The following is an 18,432-nucleotide window of genomic DNA, read 5'->3' on the forward strand; positions in this document are numbered from 1 at the left end:
ACAAAAAGAAGAGGCTGCCGAGACATTCTGGCAGCCTTAGATCTGATTGAATGAGAAAGCTTCATCAGCTAGTTTCAAATTTTCTGTGCAGTGAATGTGCGAGTTCTTTTAAATCCATGATTTTCTCGTTGACCCGTTGAGAGGAGGATAGTTGATCTTCGCTGCTTGCAAATAGCTCCTCCATAGAAGCAACATTCCCCTCAGTTGCGGTGGAAATATTCGTCATATCTTTCGATATTTCCTGAGAGGCTACTTCAATGCTCTGGATGAATTGATTCAGTTCGTTGATAGATGTTACCAGCTGACGGATTGTTTGATACACTAGGTCAAAGTCTGACATAAAATGCTTGGCGGAGGTAACAGATTCAGCCGTTGTTTGTTTTCCAATCTCCATCTGCGAAACGGAAGATAAGCTTTCTTCACGTACTGTGTTTAGAATGAGCCTGATTTCTCCGGTGGAATCATTGCTTCGTTGGGCCAATTTGCGAATTTCATTTGCTACCACGGCAAACCCTCTACCATGCTCACCGGCTCTTGCTGCCTCGATGGAAGCATTGAGGGCTAGTAAATTGGTTTGGTTAGCCACATCCTGGATTAACGTAATGATCCCTTCGATTTTTTGAGTAGACTCATTCAGGGTTACAATGGTTTCTGTGGCTGCCGTGATCGTTTCGGATACGAGGGATACCTGATCCAACAGAACTCTCGTATGATGCTGGTTGTCCGCCAAGGCTTGCTCGGTAGCCTCAGTTCTTTTTTGCATTTTTGTGTAAGTCTGGGAGGTCTGTTCGATCATTTCAGTAATAGACTGCACGGAATTATCCATGTTAACCAGTGAATCACTTTGATCATTCAGTCCGGTGGACACCTCCTTGAACGATTGCAGCATCTCCGTATTCAAGCGAATGTTGCCTTCTGACAGCTGAGAGACGACAGCGGAGGTTTGTTCAAGCTCATTCGAGAGCTGTTTCACTGTATCTAAGAGTCCAATAATTTCGTTCTGCTTTTTTGTTCTTTCCTCTGTGAGTTGTAGGGTGATTGCTCTCTTGGAGATGATTTGCAGGCTGGTAGCCGCTGAAGTTATAAGCAGAAACAGGGCATGAATTAGCAGCATAGTAAAGGAATAGCTAGACACTCCGAATACCAGCTCCGGGAAGATAAAGAATCCAAGGATATGTTGTACCGCAAACAAAATCGTCATGATCAGAGTAAGTTTGATATTTTCATAATAGGCAACAATTGCAATCACCATAAAAATGGAAAAATGGAATTCTACCGTTCCGCCCCCGCCTGCGATCATTGAGAAGCTGCTGAAGGTAATGGCCAAAGTGTTCACTAAAGGGATATAACTATGTTCCGTATGCTTCCGGTATAAAAAGATGCTAATCAATAGAAAGATGACCGGAAGAACTAATAATACATTCAATGAGAATGTAAAGTCGTGGGTGATAGTAAGGGCTTGACCTTCGTTGTGACCCATACTGTGATTCAGTATGTCAAATTGCCTATGCAATAGGTGGATCACGAAACTGATAAAAATAGTAGCGACTGACATCCAAATCATTAATTTATTTTTTTGCTGTATCATTATTTATCATCCCTTCAAATTCAACTCGAGTATAGACCCCATGAACTATCTAATGCTTTATAAGTTAAGTACATATTTAACAAAATTTATGGTTTTTCAGGAAAATTGGTAGGTCTATTCTACTATATGTCGGCTTTTTAATATCATATTGTTAATGATTTTCAGCAGTTCGAAAACAATTAGGTCTTTTGGGCTAATCGCTGAGAGGTGGATGGATATAGTCTAATGGAACCTCGAACGAAGCTAATAAAACTATAAAAAGCGGCAGTCATAGACGGTAATTCTCGTCCAATAGGCTGTCCGCTTTTTTAAAAAATCATATTATTTAAAATCAACCTTGATCAGTGCTATCTCACTATTTGTACCAATGCGTAATGGCGGTCCCCAAGTCCCCGCACCAGATGTGACGATGACGTGAGGGCTGCTCGGATTTTTCTGATAATGCCCGTAATCTACTGTAAACATAGCGTTGGTAATTAGATTTGCAGGGAATACTTGTCCTTGATGCGTATGTCCGCTAAGTATTAAATCAACTTCATTTCCGTACTCAATCATATTCGTGGGTTGATGATCCATTACGATAATGGGCATAGTTGTATCCATGTTACTCATCACTTCGGAAGTTACTGCTCTTGGGTTTCCTTGATTACCAATCGGTGATGAATCCCTCCTACCAACAACAACGAATTGATTATCAATAACGACATGCTCGTCATTTAGAAGTTTAATATTACTCTTATCTATAAAGTTCACAATCTCATCGTATGATCGTCCTGCATCATGGTTACCTAAACAAGCATAAACCCCATAGGTTGACTGAATATTACTTAATAGCTCCATTCCTTTGGAAGGATTAGAGAGTGCATAGTAGTTACCATTAAATATATCCCCTGTCATCAACACAATATCAGGCTGTAGATCATTAATACGATCAACAATATCTTCAAGGAACTTTACATCATTTACGTACCCTAAATGTAAGTCGCTGATCAGAACAATATTTAAATGATCTAATGAAGTGCTTTTGTGTATTTGGATCGGATACGATACTTCCTTTATCTGATTCGCATTATAAATTCCATAGGACACCAATCCTATGACTAGAATTAATACTACCGACCTTGTATGAAAAATAACACGTTTTGGTGCAGGGGATGGGATGATCTTAATCCATTTACTAATAAGTATGATCACGTCTGAAAGGAGCAACAGCAAGAACAAATAGAAATAGATTCCCATCCAATAGTCCCCGAATTGACCAATAAAATTTACAATACTTAAATCGGTCGTCATAGCTGAAGAGGACAATAGTAAATTAATAATGATTGTCAGCGCACATAAACTGTAGATGACTCCATATACAATCCCGTTAATACTTGGAAAAATATGTTGTAACCATTTAAAAAACTTTCTCGCGATATAATAGTTACTTGCTCCGTACATAACGAATATAAATAAAAATGCAAATATCAAATGATACACCATCCTATTTCTTTAGATTTCAGAGAGTTCAATAAATAGTATAACGGATATTTTGATTCGGACAGGTGTGTTTCTATTATTTAAAGCGCTTACTTATATGAAAGTTATATAAAAATGTAAGTAGTAACATTTTACGACAATATTCACCTTACTTTTACATGGGGGGTGTGATATATTCTGGGCGAATATGGATAACACAAAAAACGAAAGGAAGAACGCATATGGAAGCGCTGGTGTGGACATCCAATCATAAGCTGGAGCTCTGCGAATGGGAAGAGCCCCAGATTGCAGCTCCGGATGAAGTTAAGATCCGGGTTGAGATGACAGGGGTTTGTGGAACAGATCTAGCGGTCATAACCGGTAAAGAGGAAGGAGTTCCAGGGGTCATTCGTGGTCATGAGGCTGTAGGGACCGTAATCGGAATCGGCAGCAACGTTGACCGTGTTAAGGTGGGGGACCGCGTAGTTATCGACCCGAATCAAAGCTGCAATGAATGTTATTTTTGCTTGAAGGAACAGCCGCACCTATGTACGGGCACCGATGGAAATGGGATGCCCATTGCCGGTTTGAACCGAAATGGGACATTCACTTTTTTTTACTCTACTGCACAAACGTTTGCACACCCTCTTCCCGATCATATGAGCTGGGAGACGGGGGTATTGATCGAGCCGCTTGCCTGTGTGCTGCACAATTTCAAAGAGGCTAACGTTTCAGCAGACGATAAGGTTCTCATCCTTGGATCAGGGCCAATGGGACTGTTAAGTCAAATTGTGAGCAAATCCAAATCTGCGCTCACGGTAGCCACGGAAATTAATCCCTATCGGCTGGCCTTTGCCAGAGAGATTTCAGATTTCGCGCTGACACCTTCCCAATTAAATCAAGCAACCGTAGACGAGATCTGCTCGGGACATAAGTTTGATCTGATTATCGACACAGTGGGGACTCAGCTCGAAATGGCAGAGAAATGGATTGAGCGTGGAGGGCGTATCGTTCCTTTTGGTATTAATGCGAAGTATCGGTACACCTTTTCTCCTACCAAATTCGTACAGCATGCAATCAAAATTATCGCAGCTGGCGAATACCGCTACATGTTTGAGGAGGCTTTGCGGTTTGCTGCTGAAACACCTGAGCTGGAGAAACTGGTGACCAGAAAAGTTAAGCTCAATCAGTATGAAGCAGCGATTAACGAGTTGATCGGCTATGAATTGAACTCTTTGAAGGTTGTTGAGAGTGAAACCGTGAAGACGGTTTTTGTTCCGTAAACGCAGAACTACATTCAATGAGAGGTGGCGCCTACTAATGAGCGAAGACAGCAAATTAAGAATTGTTCAGGATTACTTGTCTACACACAAAGATAAAGACGTAGAGCCAATTTGGATACCTGCGGTGTGGAACGAGTGCCAATATGAGCGTGTTCTCGTTGAAAGAGATGGTGAAATTTGTGTGCAGCCGTATGATTTTTTGACGGAGCATTTGAAGTATGTGGACAGGCTTTCGTGGAGGTATTTACTCAAGGAGCGCACGAATCTGGACGACAGCGCGATCTATTCCTCGCTTATTCGCTATTCGACGGCTTGGGATTACAACCATGATGGAACAATTGAATCAGGTACTTTTTTAAGATTCCTTATTCTTCTGCCGCTGCTAAAGAAAATGGGCATCAATATTCTGTACATGCTTCCAGTTAACCAGTACAGCACGTTGAATCTGAAGGGCGATATAGGGTCACCTTACGCAGTGCAATCGTTATTCCACTTGGACGAGAACCTGCACGACAGCCTGCTCGACGACATGGATGAGTTCACGATCCACGATGAGTTCAGCGCTCTGGTAGAGGCTTGTCATTTGCTTGATATTAAGACTGTTGTCGATTTCATTCCACGCGTAACGGCGAAGAATAGTGCGTTCATTACCGAACACCCTGATTGGGTGTATTGGATTAAAATTGACGAAGTAGAAGGCTTTGCGCCGCCCTTGATTCCCGAGCTTGGATTTTTCGAGGAGTGTACGCCTGACAAATTAGAGACGGTCTACCGTAGCAAGGAGACCGCAGCGTTTCTGCAGAAGTTCTCGCCGCCGCCTAATGAACTTCATCCGATCCTTTGGCAGCAATTGAAAGAGAGAGCTACTAAAACTGGAGAAGAACTATTAACCTTGGTGGAGCAAGAGATGGGGATTACGACTGCTCCAGCACATTCGGATTGGATTAATGATGTGCAGCCGATTTGGACAGACATTACATTCTTGCGCCTCTACAAGGATTTCTCTCCGCACGTGAGGCATCTTATAAGTCCGGAGCAAGCGCCATATGTTCTTTTTGATACGATTAAATGCAATGACTACCCGGGAGAGGAGCCGAATCTGGAGCTGTGGGACGTTCTGGAGCAGGCAGTACGATTTAATCTCGAAAGGTACGGGATTGATGGCTTCCGCATCGACATCGGCCATGTGCTTCCTATTCCGTTGTTGACTCGTATTTTTGACACGATTAAAGAGATGAACCCGAATGCAATTTTGATCAGCGAAGACTTATTCAACCGCAATCACAAGAAGGCGGCGAGTACCGGCTATAATATTATGCTTGGCAGCGGATGGAACGTTATGACGCAAATTACTAAGGACAATCTCGTTTCCTTCTTAAAGGAGCTGCCTGAGTTGAATATTCATGTGTTTGCTTGTGCAGAAACGGCAGATACTCCTCGGATCACGAGCCGTGGCGGTGTTGAGGTTGCTCGTATGATCGCGGTATTTAATCAATTTCTTCCGAACGCGATTCCTTATGTGACGACCGGCTATGAAATGAATGAGGAGCGGCCCCTGAACTGCGGTCTTGGAGACAATACGAACGGAGAGGACATCTCCCGCGCTTTTTTTAACGTTATGGAAATTAATTGGACCAATCCTGCACCGATGCTGCCGCTGTTGGCGGAGCTAAGTGAATTCAAGAAAGATTGGCCTAAGCTAGTGAAGCCGGAAAACTTTTTCGTGGCTCAATCCCCGGAAGGTACTGTGCTATATGGGTATATGCATGGAGATCAGACGCTGCTGTGCTGCTTTAACTTGAGTGCTGACGCTTCCTGTCAAGTGGATTTAAAAGCTGCCATACCTGGCCGATCCCCAATGACCGTGACACTGGATAGCTCCTTAACGGGTGCCAGCGTAGGTCAGGCGTTCGACAGCTTACTGCTAGCGCCTAATCAGGCTTTAGTGCTAGTAAACAATCATAGACAAGTTAGTTAAGGGAGAGAGGATACGATGGAAAAGAACAACAAAGAAATCGTGTTATGGCATGAGTTTGATGGTCCGGGAGATACCTCGATTGAAGTGCTGGAGGGAATTTGCAAGCTGTATACAGAACGCTTCGGCGTACAAATTACGCCACAGGTGATGAACATTACGGAGCTGACTGCGCGTCTGAACCGAATTAAGGACACCCATCAAGGTCCGCATCTGGCGATGGTTCCTGCCGACATGTCCTCCTACGTTGAGAATGGCCTTTACTCCGAAGTACCGGGCTGGCTATTTGATGATGTGTTGACTGGGGCGGCCCTTTCAACGATGCAATTGGATGGTGTTCAGTATGGTATCCCGGTATTGCGGGGCAATCATTTGGTTATGTATTACAATCCAGAGATTTACGCTAGTGCGCCGACGACTTGGGACGTGTTCGAAGAGGCGGCAGAGAGGTTGTCCGCTCAAGGCATCGTGCCGATTGGGGCAGATTTGCAGCAGGGCTATTGGTTTATTCCGTTCCTTACGGCTTTCGGTGGCTGGCCTGTTCGGGATCGAAAGCCGAATATCGTCACCCCTGAAATGAAGCAAGCGCTTGAGTTCATACGTGACAAGATGGATCAAGGCGTGCTCGTCAGTCTCGACGGATCTACAGGACTCCTAGAGCAGTTCATTGACGGCAAGATCGGCGCCATTATTTGTGGAGAGTGGATTTATAACCATCTGGACAAGCAGATGAACAATCGACTTGCGGTTTGCCAGCTTCCAGTCATTGAAGGGCGACAATCACTATCCATGTCCTCTTCCATCGGCTTGATTTACCCGAATGATTCGTTAACGTCGGAGGAGAGGGAAGATATCTTATCCTTCACGCATTTTATGCTGAGTGATGAATGTCAAACCATGTGGACGCTGGATGTGCAGCGGATTCCGGCACAGGAACAAGCACTTAAACGTTTAACTGACACTGCGGCATCTAACAAAAAGATAATTTTATCGCTGTTGGATCACGCACGGCCGATGCCGACTTTCCCCTTCATGATCCATGTATGGGAGGCACTGAATACGGGCCTTATCGAGTTACCCTTGAGTAATCCTGAACAAGCGCTCAAAAAAATAGAACAGAGCATCCAAGCATCTTGGGGCGCATTTAAAAGCTAATAAGAGATGGGGAGAAAACAAATGAAAACAACGATATTCAGCCAAATTTCGATTGACGGAAAGCTCACGATGGGAGCCGGTAATTCGAGTAAAGAGCTTTTTTCTTTGTTTTCCAATGAGGATATGGAATTCATCCATCTATTTCGGGGGAACGTGCAAGGCATTATGGTTGGGAAAAATACAATCCTGACGGACAACCCATTTCTTACTAATCGGTATGAGGAGAACAAAAATCCAATCCGCATCATTCCGACGACCACCTTGGATATTCCGCTGGACTGCAACGTCCTCTCGGATCAGGGGAAGACGATTATTGTCACGACCGAGAAGGGACGGGATGAAGGTAAAATCAAGCAGATCCGGGAAAGAGGGAAGGAGTGCCTCATCTGCGGTGAGGATAAAGTCGATTTCGTGGAGCTTGAACGTCAGTTGGAGCAGAACTTTGGGATTACCAGCCTGATGGTCGAAGGTGGCGGATTTTTGAACTGGCATATTTTCAATCAGGACATCGTCGATGAAATCATTCTGATGCAGCTCCCAATCATCATAGGCGGCTCTACGAACATTACTTTAGTGGATGGAGACGGGTATCAGCAATTGAGCTTTGCGAAAAAATTCAAGGTTGTAGAAATTCAGCCAAAAGATAATTATACGCTCATGCGCTACAAAAAAGTGATATAACCTCACACTAAGTCATAGACTGCGAATGGCTATGGACGCTGTAAAATCGAGAATATGGGGGTTGTGAACGATACATGTCAGAGAAGGAGAATTTCTACAAAAGCGTATATAAGATCGCTGTACCCGTTACACTTCAAAGCTTGTTGATGGCATTGCTCAACTTGACGGATCAATTAATGGTCGGGCAGCTTGGAGATGTGGCGATTGCCTCGGTGGGGATGTCCACTAAAATATATGGGATCATTGCGGTTGTTTTGGCCGGATTATCGACGGGTGTATCCATTTATGCTGCCCAGTTTTGGGGGAACAAAGATTCTAAAAGCGTCTCCCATGTGCTGGGTCTTGGATTGATCGTCGGCTTCGCGTTCTCGTTCCTGTTCTCTGCGGCTGTCTTCATCGATTCGCCGCTGTTTCTGAGTATGTTCACTACAGACGCGAATGTAATTGATGACGGGTACATTTTCCTGCAGATCATGTCGATCGGCTTTGTACCTGTCATGCTCACGATGATGTATTCCGCGATTCTGCGCAGTACGGGTCATGCCAAATGGCCGATGTATGTAAGCTTAATTGCAGTTGTTATGAACATTATACTGAATTACATTCTTATTTACGGCAACTTTGGCGCTCCTACACTTGGTCTGAAGGGAGCGGCCATTGCTACCCTTATTTCCAGGGTTACCGAATGTTTATTGATCATTGGTGCAGTGTACCGGTATCGTTTACCGGGAGCTGTCGGGTTAAAGAACTTGTTCATCATTCCTAGACCGCTCATCCGCAAATTTTTTGGAACGACCTATCCGCTATTGTTGACTGAGCTGATCTGGGTATTGGGCGAAACGGCTTATGCGATCATCTATAGTCGGATGGGAACGATGGAGATGACTGCGATGACCATTACCTTCCCACTGCAAGGGCTTTGCATCGGCTTGCTTTCCGGTCTGGCTAGTGCTGCGGGGGTACTGGTGGGCAACCGTTTAGGTGCGAACGAAACTGATATCGCACTTGATCATGCGAAAAAGTTCATTCGTCTTGGCATCATTATCTCACTGATTGTCGGGGTTATCATTGCGGCGAGCTCGAAGCTGTATGTCTCAGCGTTCAATATCTCCGAGGATGCTAAGCAAATGAGTATATATATCGTTATCGTGTTCGCTGGATTTCTTTGGGTCAAAGTATCCAATATGATTATAGCTGGTGGCATTCTAAACAGCGGAGGAGATAGCAAATTCGTGTTTAGCATGGAATCGACCGCAACATGGCTGATAGGTGTTCCATCCGGGCTATTGCTGTCATACATCTGGAAGCAGCCAGTCTACCTTGTGTATCTCGTCATATCGCTGGAGGAGGTTGTTCGCTTTATTTTTGGCTACGCCCGGATTTACTCTCGCAAGTGGATGAGAAATTTAGTTAGCGATCTGGCTGAAAAAGCGATGTAAAGTCAAAGTTAGTCACAATTGGCCTGAATGGATCGCCAAAGGCCCTCGTGTATTCCCGTGTAGGGGATATTTCGGGGGCCTTTTTTGCAACTACTGATACGACTGTCGTATGGGGTGACATTGAAAGGGCGATAATTAAATAAACACGAGTCCAGTTAGAAAGGAAATGCTATGCAAGACACTTCTAGAAGCCATAGGTTCAATTATGCTTTTGAAATGATTTTGTACATCGTATGTGGAGTATCGATTATTTATTTTGGTTTGACTGGGACTTATGGTAAGTCTCTTCAAGCGGGCCTTATCATTCTGGTCCTGTTACTCTTTAGGGGCTTAATCACATGGACCAAAAGCGAACTACCTCCCGCACTTCAATTCTCGGTGCTGGTATTTATCACGATCACGATGATGCTCGCCAATTTATTTAATTTGTATGGTGTCATCCCTTATTTAGACAAGATTGAACATCTGCTGTCTGGCGTAATTTTATTCTTTGTAGGACAATTCATGTGGATTAAAATGGCTAAGCGTAAAGGACAGGATGTTCTGCCTTCCAACATCATCATCTGGTTCGCTTTCTTGTTTGCTGTTGCAATGGCTGGAATGTGGGAGATTTATGAGTTTACGGTGGATCACCTATTCGGGCTTAATTCGCAAAATGGTAGTTTGACTGACACGATGATTGATATGATCTGCGGAACAGTGAGCGCTGTCGTCGCGTCCTTCTATTTGTTCGTAAAAAGCACGCAGAAAAAGTAGGTTTGATTAACGTTGATTTTAACGTTCACTCGGAGGCTTCTTAGGAATTCTAATCTGAAAAATGGTTTCCGTTACTGCTACGTCCAGCAATCGCACGCTGCCATGGTGCAATTCCGCGATTTCCTTGACGATCGAGAGCCCGATACCAAGCCCTTCGCCCTTTCTTCCACCGTCTGCGCGGTAAAATCGCTCGAAGATACGCTCACGATCCTTCAGTGCGATGCCTTTGCCCCGGTTTTTGACCGTGAGAACCACTTCCTCTTGTTCCTCCGTCAGTCCAATTCCTAGATAATGTCCCTCTTCACCATAACGAACGGCATTGTCCAGCAAGTTGCGTAAAGCTCGTTCGATCAGTGGCGCGTCAATCATGACCTCGATTTCCGCATCTTGGATGTCTGCCTCCAACACGACGCTCTTACCGTCCAGGAATAAGAGGTATTCGGCTGCGATCTTTCGCATTAGTTCCGACAGGTTATGCGGAGCGAGCTGAAGCCGAAGTACATGCTCTTCTTGACGGGTAATGTCGAGTAACTGATCAAGCAGCTTATCCATGTAGCGAGAGCGCTGCAGGATGATTTTGGCCCCGGACTGAAGCTCGTTCTCATTCTTGTACGCACCGGTTCGGATCATCTCGGCATAACCCAAAATCATAGTTAATGGCGTTCGCAAATCGTGGGACAGGTCCGATAGGAGTATTCTTCGTCGATTTTCTAACTGCTGGATTTGGGCAGACTGGCTCTGGATACGTTTTGCCATTGAATTGTAGTGATGGGTCAGCTGAGCAATCTCGTCCCTCGACTTATCCTCCAGCACGATGACATCGCTTCGGATTCCGACCTGGTTCAGTGCGTTGTTTAGTTTTGTAATGCGTCGATCGGTGGAGGAGAAAAACCATAAGGAAAGAAGATAGGGCAGCAACAACGCCAGCAGCAAAGGTAAGATGAAGGTAAGTAGAGATTTATACGTTCGCATAAAAAAATATATTTGTCCTGCGGACATTTCTTCGCTGGATAAACTCAATAGCATGTAATAGGATTGATGGTCATGGGCAACGGAATAAGTGAGTGTGATCGGAGTATTTTCACCCCAAAGATTATTTGGCATATGGTCAACACGGTCGGCTAATTTGCGGAAGTCGTAGGAAATATTCTCGCCGGCCGTATCATAGAGCACCGACCCGTCTTCAGCCAGCCACTCTAGGCGGATCTTAGAATGCGGGCGTAGCACTTCTTCCAGAATGGGCTCAACTTCTGGTCCCGAGTAGGCGCCCTGCCGTTCTATAGCCGTAAGTGCTTCTTGCGAGATGGTGTTTAACGTTTTCAGATCATATCCCGGGGTCCAAAGCTTCCCGGTCATTAGGGTAATTGTAATAAACAAGACGATGCTTCCTGCGGCACTGGATAGCATCATCAGCCATAGCTTAGTTCTTCTCTTCATCGTCCATCACCCGAGAGGCGATAGCCAATGCCACGAATGGTATGAAGGTGGGATTGGGATCCGGGTGCGCTTTCAAGTATTTTTCGGATGCGGCTGATGAAGACGCTGAGGTTGTTGGCGTCATAGTTTTCATGCTGCCAGACTTGTTTATAGATTTCTCCTTTTGTTAGTACGCGGTCAGGATTGAGCATGAACACTTGCAGTAGCTGGCATTCGACTGGAGTAAGTCCATGTTGCTGGCCATCATTATGTAGTACGTAATTGTCGATATCCAGAACAAGTTTATTCAGTTGAATAACATTGGGCCGGTTGGATGTCTCGGGATGGTGCCTGCGGAAATGGGCCTGTATCCGCGCTAGCAGTTCCATTGGACTGAAAGGTTTGGTCATATAATCATCGGCTCCCAGTCCAAGCGCGTCGATTCTGTCCTCTACCTCTCTTCTCGCGCTAAGCGCAATGACCAGCGTTTCCGGATGATGTTCCCGCAAGTAGCGTAACACTTCAAAGCCGTTGCCGTCGTCCATCATGATATCCAGAACGATCAGTGAGAAAGGCTGCGCTTGCACTTGTAAGATCGCCTGCCGTCCAGACTCCGCTTCGGCGATGTCCCATCCCGCGCGTTCTAGATGTAAGCGAATAAGCTCACGAATGTCGGGCTCGTCATCAACGATCAGAATCCGGTCCATGTTTTCATCACTCTCCATTTTTTGTTAACTTCGATTTCATTATTATAGCAAGATTAGATAAAATTAGGATAGGATGCACATAAATTTGATAAGTAGAAGTCGGCGCTTGGATGAACGTATAATGGGTACATTGAAAAGGACAAAATGTCATAACTGAGGAGTGGTAGGCATGGCACGTGTCTTATTTATTAATGTTGGATCAGAGGGGCATATCAATCCAACGATTGGCGTTGTGCAGGAGCTTATTTCTCGTGGAGTAGAGGTAGTCTACTTATGTATAGAAGCTTTTCGGGAGCGTATTGAGATGACCGGTGCTACAGTACGGATAGTTGACGGTCAACAATTTATCCAAGCCTTCATCTCAGGTGGAAGAGATTATTTACTAGAAAGAGTCAACGGACTTTTACTTACGGCAGATATCGTTATACCAAGCGTTCTTGAACAGATTAAAGGGGAGCGTTTCGATTACATCATCCATGATTCGATGTTTGGTTGTGGACGTTTATTGGCTCAAATGCTTAAGCTTCCTGCAATCAACTCCTGCACTTCTTTTGCACAGACAAAGGAATCATTTGATCAGATCATGGAACGATTCTACATAGAAGCTCCTACAGAGATAGTTAAACCTATAGACGATAAATATCAAAGTCTTACGGTAAAAATAAAGGAACGATATGGTGGAGAGATTCACTCTCCTTACGAGGTGTTCTGTAATCCTGCACCACTTACAATCGTGTATACGACAAGAGAATTCCAACCTTATGGAGACGTCTTTGACCAAACATATAAATTTGTGGGTCCATCTATCTCCTCACGATTAACGCCAGATCATTTCGATTTTTCTGCAATTAAGGGGAAAAGCCTTATTTACATTTCGATGGGTACAGTCTTCAATCAAGCAATTCATTTCTATAAGCTTTGTTTTGAGGCATTTGGGAATACGGACCATACGATTGTTATGTCAGTTGGAGATAAAGTCCAAATCAATGATTTGGGGCCAATTCCTAAAAACTTCATCGTAAAAAACTATGTTTCACAGACTGATATGTTGCAATACACGAAATTATTCATTACCCATGGTGGAATGAACAGTGCTCATGAAGGTCTTTACTACGGGGTTCCGCTCATTGTAATCCCACAGAGCGCGGATCAGCCGATCGTTGCGGAGCAAGTTGCCAATATTGGAGCGGGCATTAAATTACAAATGGAAGGCTTGTGTGCAACTCAACTACGTGAAGCTGCAGATCAGGTGCTATCTCTTTCCACCTTCAAAAAAGCCGTTGCAACTATTAGGGATTCCTTTCGAACGTCAGGTGGGTATCATCAAGCTGTTGATGAGATTTTTGAATCGTCAATTGGTGAAAAGAAATAATGTAGGTTTATTTTAAATCCGTTTCCTGTCCAAACCAGGGAACGGCTTTTTGATGTTTCATCTTAAAACGCACCGAAGCGTATTTGTAAAAAGCTTGCTTAAGCATACAAAATATTAGCTTTTCATCCGTTACCTTATATTTTAACTATTGGTATATTGATTTGTAAGTGCTTACATAATTTAAAACAAACATATGCATCAAAAAATTAAAAAACGGAAGGTGATTAGAACGTGAGAGTTAATCAAAAGGGTATCTCTGTGTTTCTAGCAGTGTTGCTGCTGTTAAGTTCATTTTCATTCAGCATGAGGAGTGCTTCGGCGGCAGATTCGAACAGTTCGTTAATTGTGAATGGCGGTTTCGAGACGGATTTTTGGACTGATGAATCATGGAGTGTGAATGCGGCAGACTGGGATCAAGTGAAAATATCCCGATTTGCATATGGCAGTGATTCATCACGCGATGAAGGAGATTATGCATTGGATTATTGGATCAAAAATACCGCTACTGAAAACCAGACATTCACGGTCAAGCAGGAGATTAAGACTCTCCCTGCAGGAACTTACGAGCTCTCAGTCAAGTCGATGGGCGGCGCTGACAATAAAGCAGGGAATGTTGAATTGTTTGCAGGTGACGAGAAGGCATCCGCCGTTGCTACCACCGACTATAATAATTGGGCGACGGTCAGCCTGAAATTTATTTTGCAACAAGATACCCCGAGTCTTGAGATAGGGGCGAACATAAGCGGCGCTCCAGAAGCATGGGGATTTTTGGACAGCTTTGAGCTGAAACAGGTAAGTACGGATACGAGCTTGCCGGTGGCTGCGGATATTTTCGTGAAGAAGGTTGAGGGACTCCCATCTGATTTCATTAAGGGCGTGGATATCTCCAGTATTATTTCTTTAGAGAATAGCGGAGTCAAGTTTTACAACGAGAGCGGAGCTGTGCAGGATATTTTTGAAACTGTACATGAAGCTGGGGTGAATTACGTTCGGGTGCGGATATGGAATGACCCTTTTGATACAGCTGGAAATGGTTATGGCGGTGGTAATAATGATCTGGAAACCGCGATTGAAATTGGAAAAAGAGCGACCGAAAATGGCATGAAGGTACTGGTGGACTTTCATTATTCCGACTTTTGGGCCGATCCAGCCAAGCAGCATACACCAAAGGCTTGGGCCAATCTGAGTTTCGATGATAAGAAGGCCGCACTCTACGAATATACCAAAGAAAGCTTGAAAGCCCTGCTTGATGCAGGTGTTGATGTTGGCATGGTTCAGGTAGGCAATGAAACGAATGGACAATTCGTTGGCGAAAATGATTGGAAACAGATGAGTGAATTGTTTAATGCAGGAAGTAAAGCGATTAGAGAGATCAATCCCAAAATTCTGATCGCTCTGCATTTTACAAATCCGGAGACGACGGGCAGATATGCCACTATAGCGAAGAATTTGCAAGATAACAATGTGATCTACGATGTGTTTGCAAGTTCTTATTATCCATTCTGGCACGGCACATTAGGCAATTTGACAGCCGTGCTGAAGCAGGTAGCCGATACTTATGGGAAAAAAGTAATGGTAGCTGAAACCTCTTACGCGTACACCGCAGAAGATGGGGATGGGCACGGAAATACAGCGCCTCAAAGCTCAGGTCAAACCTTAAACTATCCTATCACTGTCCAAGGCCAGGCCAATTCAGTTAGAGATGTGATTGAAGCTGTTGCCAATGTGGGTAAAGCGGGAATTGGTGTGTTTTATTGGGAACCCGCGTGGCTTCCGGTAGGTCCGAAAGACAATCTGGAGCAGAATAAGTTGATTTGGGAGCAATACGGTTCGGGTTGGGCGTCCAGCTATGCGAAGGAATATGATCCTGATGATGCAGGGGAATGGTATGGCGGTAGTGCCGTTGATAACCAGGCTTTGTTTGATTTTAACGGACATCCACTTGCTTCGCTGAATGTGTTCAAACATGTGAATACGGGTGCCGTTGCCCCTATTGCTGTAGATGAAATTAAGAATGTCTCTATAACAGCGATTGCTGGAGAGCCAATCCATCTACCAACAGTCGTAAGTGTTACTTTCAATGATGGAAGCTCCGGAACGATTCCGGTAACGTGGGATCTAGTTGCTCTTGAGCAAGCCATTAGTCAGGGTGCGGGCAGCTATGTGATCGGTGGCACGGTAGAAGGCGGTCAGGCGGTTAAAGCTTTTCTAATCATTAAAAAAGAGAATTTCATCGTCAATGCAGGCTTTGAAAATAGTGATCGAAGCATGTGGAAGATCACCTATGCAGACGTTAAGGAACCACATACAGACTACCAAAACAAAGTTTCAGATGCCAAGACGGGGAACTATTCTCTACACTTCTACTCTGGAAAAGCAGTGGACTTTAGAGTAGAGCAGACCATTTCTGGGTTGAAGTCGGGATATTATGATCTTTCTATGTTTATTCAAGGGGGAGATGCTGCAAACCCCGATATGAAACTATTTGCTGTTACGGATGGTAAGGAAGTGAAAGTAGACACCGGTGTGAAAGGATGGGCGCAGTGGAATAATCCTGAGATCCAGGATATTCTCGTTACCGATGGAACCCTTACAATCGGAGCTAATGTCAAAGCAGATGGCGGAGCATGGGGAACGATTGATGATTTCTATCTGAGCTTTGTCAAAGGTCTTGAGGAGTCCGCGATAGTTGATACAGATGCAGAAGTACAAAATATCACTTCTATGACAGCTACTGTTGGAGGAAACATTACTTCGGACGGTGGTGCTGAAGTTACAGAGCGAGGAGTCGTATATTCTACTAATACCAATCCGACAATTGCGGATGGTAAGGTTATAGCTGAAGCAGGTGGAACAGGAGCCTTTTCGGTAAGTCTTGCAGGACTTCAATCTGGCTCTACCTATCATGTACGTGCTTATGCAGTGAATGCTGTAGGAGTAAGCTATGGGCAAGAGATTACTTTTACAACATTAAGCTCTAGTGCAAGCTTAAATAGCTTGAATTTAAGCGGCATAACATTAGATCAAACGGTCAGCGGAAGTGTATACGATTATACTGCGAGCGTGCCGTATTCCTTATCCAACTTCACAGTAACGGCAACGGCCAGTGATGCTGTTTATGGAACCTTTACAGCGAGTGTGTACAATAGTGCGAATACGCTTGTGGCAGGTCCGATAAGCTTGGCAAGTGGGGAAATAAGCGTAGAGCTCCCCCTTGAAGTAGGTAGTAACCGATTGGAGTTATTCGTAATTGCCCAGGATGGTACAGGTACGAGATACACAGCAACGATAACGAGAGCTGCGCAAGATAACGGTGGTAATGATGGCGGTAGTACCACTAACGTCGTACTTCCGGTTATCTCCTCCAATGGGAAACTGACGCTTCCTGCAGGTCAAGCAGGCGAGGTCAGATTGGATAATGGGCTTGTGATTTCTATTCCAGCTAATGCTTCAGGCAAGCAACTGGTATTATCGATTGAGAAACTGCTCGATTCACAGAGTCTTCTCAGCAATAATGAGATTCTCGTAAGCCCGATCTATGAAGTTCTAAAAAACTTCGCGGAGAACTTTAGTAAACCAGTAACGCTAACCTTTGTGTTCGATTCAGGACAAGTGAAGAGTGGTCAAACGGTAGCGATTTTCTATTATGATGAAGTGAAGAAGAGCTGGGTGAAAGTTAATGGCGGCAAAATAGATGGAAACCGCATCGCAGCAGATGTGGATCACTTTACGAAGTTTGCTGTACTCGTAGTGGATGAAGCGACTGGCCTACCAGTAACAAATCCATCTACTGAACCGACAACAGAAGCTGGGTTCAGCGATATCTCCGGACATTGGGCGGAGACTAATATAAAGCGAGCGGTGAGCGAAGGGATCGTCAAGGGCTATACCGACGGAACGTTTAAGCCGAATGCTACGGTGACACGCGCTGAGTTTGCGGTAATGCTAATGAATGCGCTGAAGCCTACTGGAAACGGTGTGGAACTGGGCTTCACCGATGCCATCCCTGCATGGGCTGAGAAGTCTATTGCACAAGCCTTAGAAGCGAAGATTATACGCGGCTATGAGGATGTTACCTTCCGTCCGGCAGCGAGCATTACACGTTCAGAGCTAGCAGTTATGATCGCTAGAGCAGCAGGAGTAGATTTAACAACAGCTTCGACAACAGGGTTTGCTGATGATAGCCAAATTCCTGCATGGGCAAAGGATGCGGTTGCAGCCGTGAAGAAGTCAGGCATTGTGAGCGGACGTAATGGCAATGTGTTTGCACCAAATGAAACTGCAACAAGAGCAGAGGCAGTAACCATCATCATGAATCTGTTGCAAACTAAATCCTAAGCTTGAGTCATTATATAAACTTGAATAGACCGTCCTTCGGGCGGTCTATTTGCTATGTACAACCATGCTGAGCGCACAAAAAAAGAAGAACCGGCAAACCATGCCGGTTCTTCTACATATAATTAATTTGCATGCAAAGAAAGATCGTGATAATATTAGAGAACTACTGTTAATTTCAAGTATTTACACATAATTATAACATCTTATCTACACTATTATAATACCATGTGGATTAACAGTTTGTCAAATTTAATTTTTGCT

Annotated in this window: 12 protein-coding genes; 8 read left to right on the forward strand and 4 right to left on the reverse strand. The window is 44.4% G+C overall.

The annotated features are described in order from the left end of the window. Positions 1 to 64 precede the first annotated feature (64 nt). Together NSS67_RS03170 and NSS67_RS03175 are read right to left on the reverse strand one after the other, a co-directional pair. Positions 65 to 1,588: a methyl-accepting chemotaxis protein gene (locus tag NSS67_RS03170; RefSeq protein ID WP_339318264.1), complete on the reverse strand. Its 1,524-nt coding sequence runs from the start codon at positions 1,586 to 1,588 to the stop codon at positions 65 to 67. Positions 1,589 to 1,909: 321 nt separating this feature from the next. Further along, on the reverse strand, positions 1,910 to 3,061 hold the full coding sequence (locus NSS67_RS03175) for a metallophosphoesterase (RefSeq protein ID WP_339318265.1): 1,152 nt from the start codon (positions 3,059 to 3,061) through the stop codon (positions 1,910 to 1,912). 230 nt (positions 3,062 to 3,291) lie between these two features. On the opposite strand from NSS67_RS03175, the gene NSS67_RS03180 reads away from it, so the two are divergent. The 6 genes from NSS67_RS03180 (at position 3,292) to NSS67_RS03205 (ending at position 10,338) form a co-directional block, all read left to right on the forward strand. Next, a complete protein-coding gene (locus tag NSS67_RS03180) occupies positions 3,292 to 4,332 on the forward strand; it encodes an alcohol dehydrogenase catalytic domain-containing protein (protein WP_339318266.1) in 1,041 nt (346 codons plus the stop codon). 37 nt (positions 4,333 to 4,369) lie between these two features. Then, positions 4,370 to 6,310, forward strand: a complete 1,941-nt coding sequence (locus tag NSS67_RS03185; protein ID WP_339318267.1) for an alpha-amylase — start codon at positions 4,370 to 4,372, stop codon at positions 6,308 to 6,310. 15 nt (positions 6,311 to 6,325) lie between these two features. Beyond that, positions 6,326 to 7,462: an extracellular solute-binding protein gene (locus NSS67_RS03190; protein WP_339318268.1), complete on the forward strand. Its 1,137-nt coding sequence runs from the start codon at positions 6,326 to 6,328 to the stop codon at positions 7,460 to 7,462. Between the two features lie 21 nt (positions 7,463 to 7,483). Further along, positions 7,484 to 8,143 carry a dihydrofolate reductase family protein gene (locus NSS67_RS03195; protein ID WP_339318269.1) on the forward strand — a complete coding sequence of 220 codons (660 nt, stop codon included), beginning with the start codon at positions 7,484 to 7,486 and terminating at the stop codon, positions 8,141 to 8,143. A gap of 74 nt (positions 8,144 to 8,217) precedes the next feature. Next, positions 8,218 to 9,582 carry an MATE family efflux transporter gene (locus tag NSS67_RS03200; RefSeq protein ID WP_339318270.1) on the forward strand — a complete coding sequence of 455 codons (1,365 nt, stop codon included), beginning with the start codon at positions 8,218 to 8,220 and terminating at the stop codon, positions 9,580 to 9,582. A gap of 216 nt (positions 9,583 to 9,798) precedes the next feature. Beyond that, positions 9,799 to 10,338, forward strand: coding sequence for a hypothetical protein (locus tag NSS67_RS03205; protein WP_339318271.1), 540 nt, complete (start codon positions 9,799 to 9,801; stop codon positions 10,336 to 10,338). 18 nt (positions 10,339 to 10,356) lie between these two features. On the opposite strand, the gene NSS67_RS03210 is transcribed toward NSS67_RS03205, so the two are convergent. Both NSS67_RS03210 and NSS67_RS03215 read right to left on the reverse strand, forming a co-directional pair. Continuing rightward, the gene (locus tag NSS67_RS03210) at positions 10,357 to 11,775 is read right to left on the reverse strand and encodes a HAMP domain-containing sensor histidine kinase (RefSeq protein ID WP_339318272.1); all 1,419 of its coding nucleotides are present in this window, start codon (positions 11,773 to 11,775) and stop codon (positions 10,357 to 10,359) included. Then, positions 11,772 to 12,461 carry a response regulator transcription factor gene (locus NSS67_RS03215; protein ID WP_339318273.1) on the reverse strand — a complete coding sequence of 230 codons (690 nt, stop codon included), beginning with the start codon at positions 12,459 to 12,461 and terminating at the stop codon, positions 11,772 to 11,774. Before NSS67_RS03215 ends, NSS67_RS03210 begins: the two co-directional genes overlap by 4 nt. Before the next feature lie 169 nt (positions 12,462 to 12,630). Here NSS67_RS03215 and NSS67_RS03220 point away from each other — a divergent pair, with 169 nt between their 5' ends. Together NSS67_RS03220 and NSS67_RS03225 are read left to right on the forward strand one after the other, a co-directional pair. Beyond that, positions 12,631 to 13,833 (forward strand): macrolide family glycosyltransferase, encoded by a 1,203-nt coding sequence (locus tag NSS67_RS03220; protein ID WP_339318274.1) that lies wholly within the window; start codon positions 12,631 to 12,633, stop codon positions 13,831 to 13,833. A gap of 231 nt (positions 13,834 to 14,064) precedes the next feature. Then, the gene (locus NSS67_RS03225) at positions 14,065 to 18,171 is read left to right on the forward strand and encodes a glycosyl hydrolase 53 family protein (protein WP_339318275.1); all 4,107 of its coding nucleotides are present in this window, start codon (positions 14,065 to 14,067) and stop codon (positions 18,169 to 18,171) included. The last annotated feature ends 261 nt before the right edge of the window (positions 18,172 to 18,432 follow it).

The organism is Paenibacillus sp. FSL R10-2734 (genome assembly GCF_037963865.1).
In the GTDB taxonomy this organism is placed as follows: domain Bacteria; phylum Bacillota; class Bacilli; order Paenibacillales; family Paenibacillaceae; genus Paenibacillus_AQ.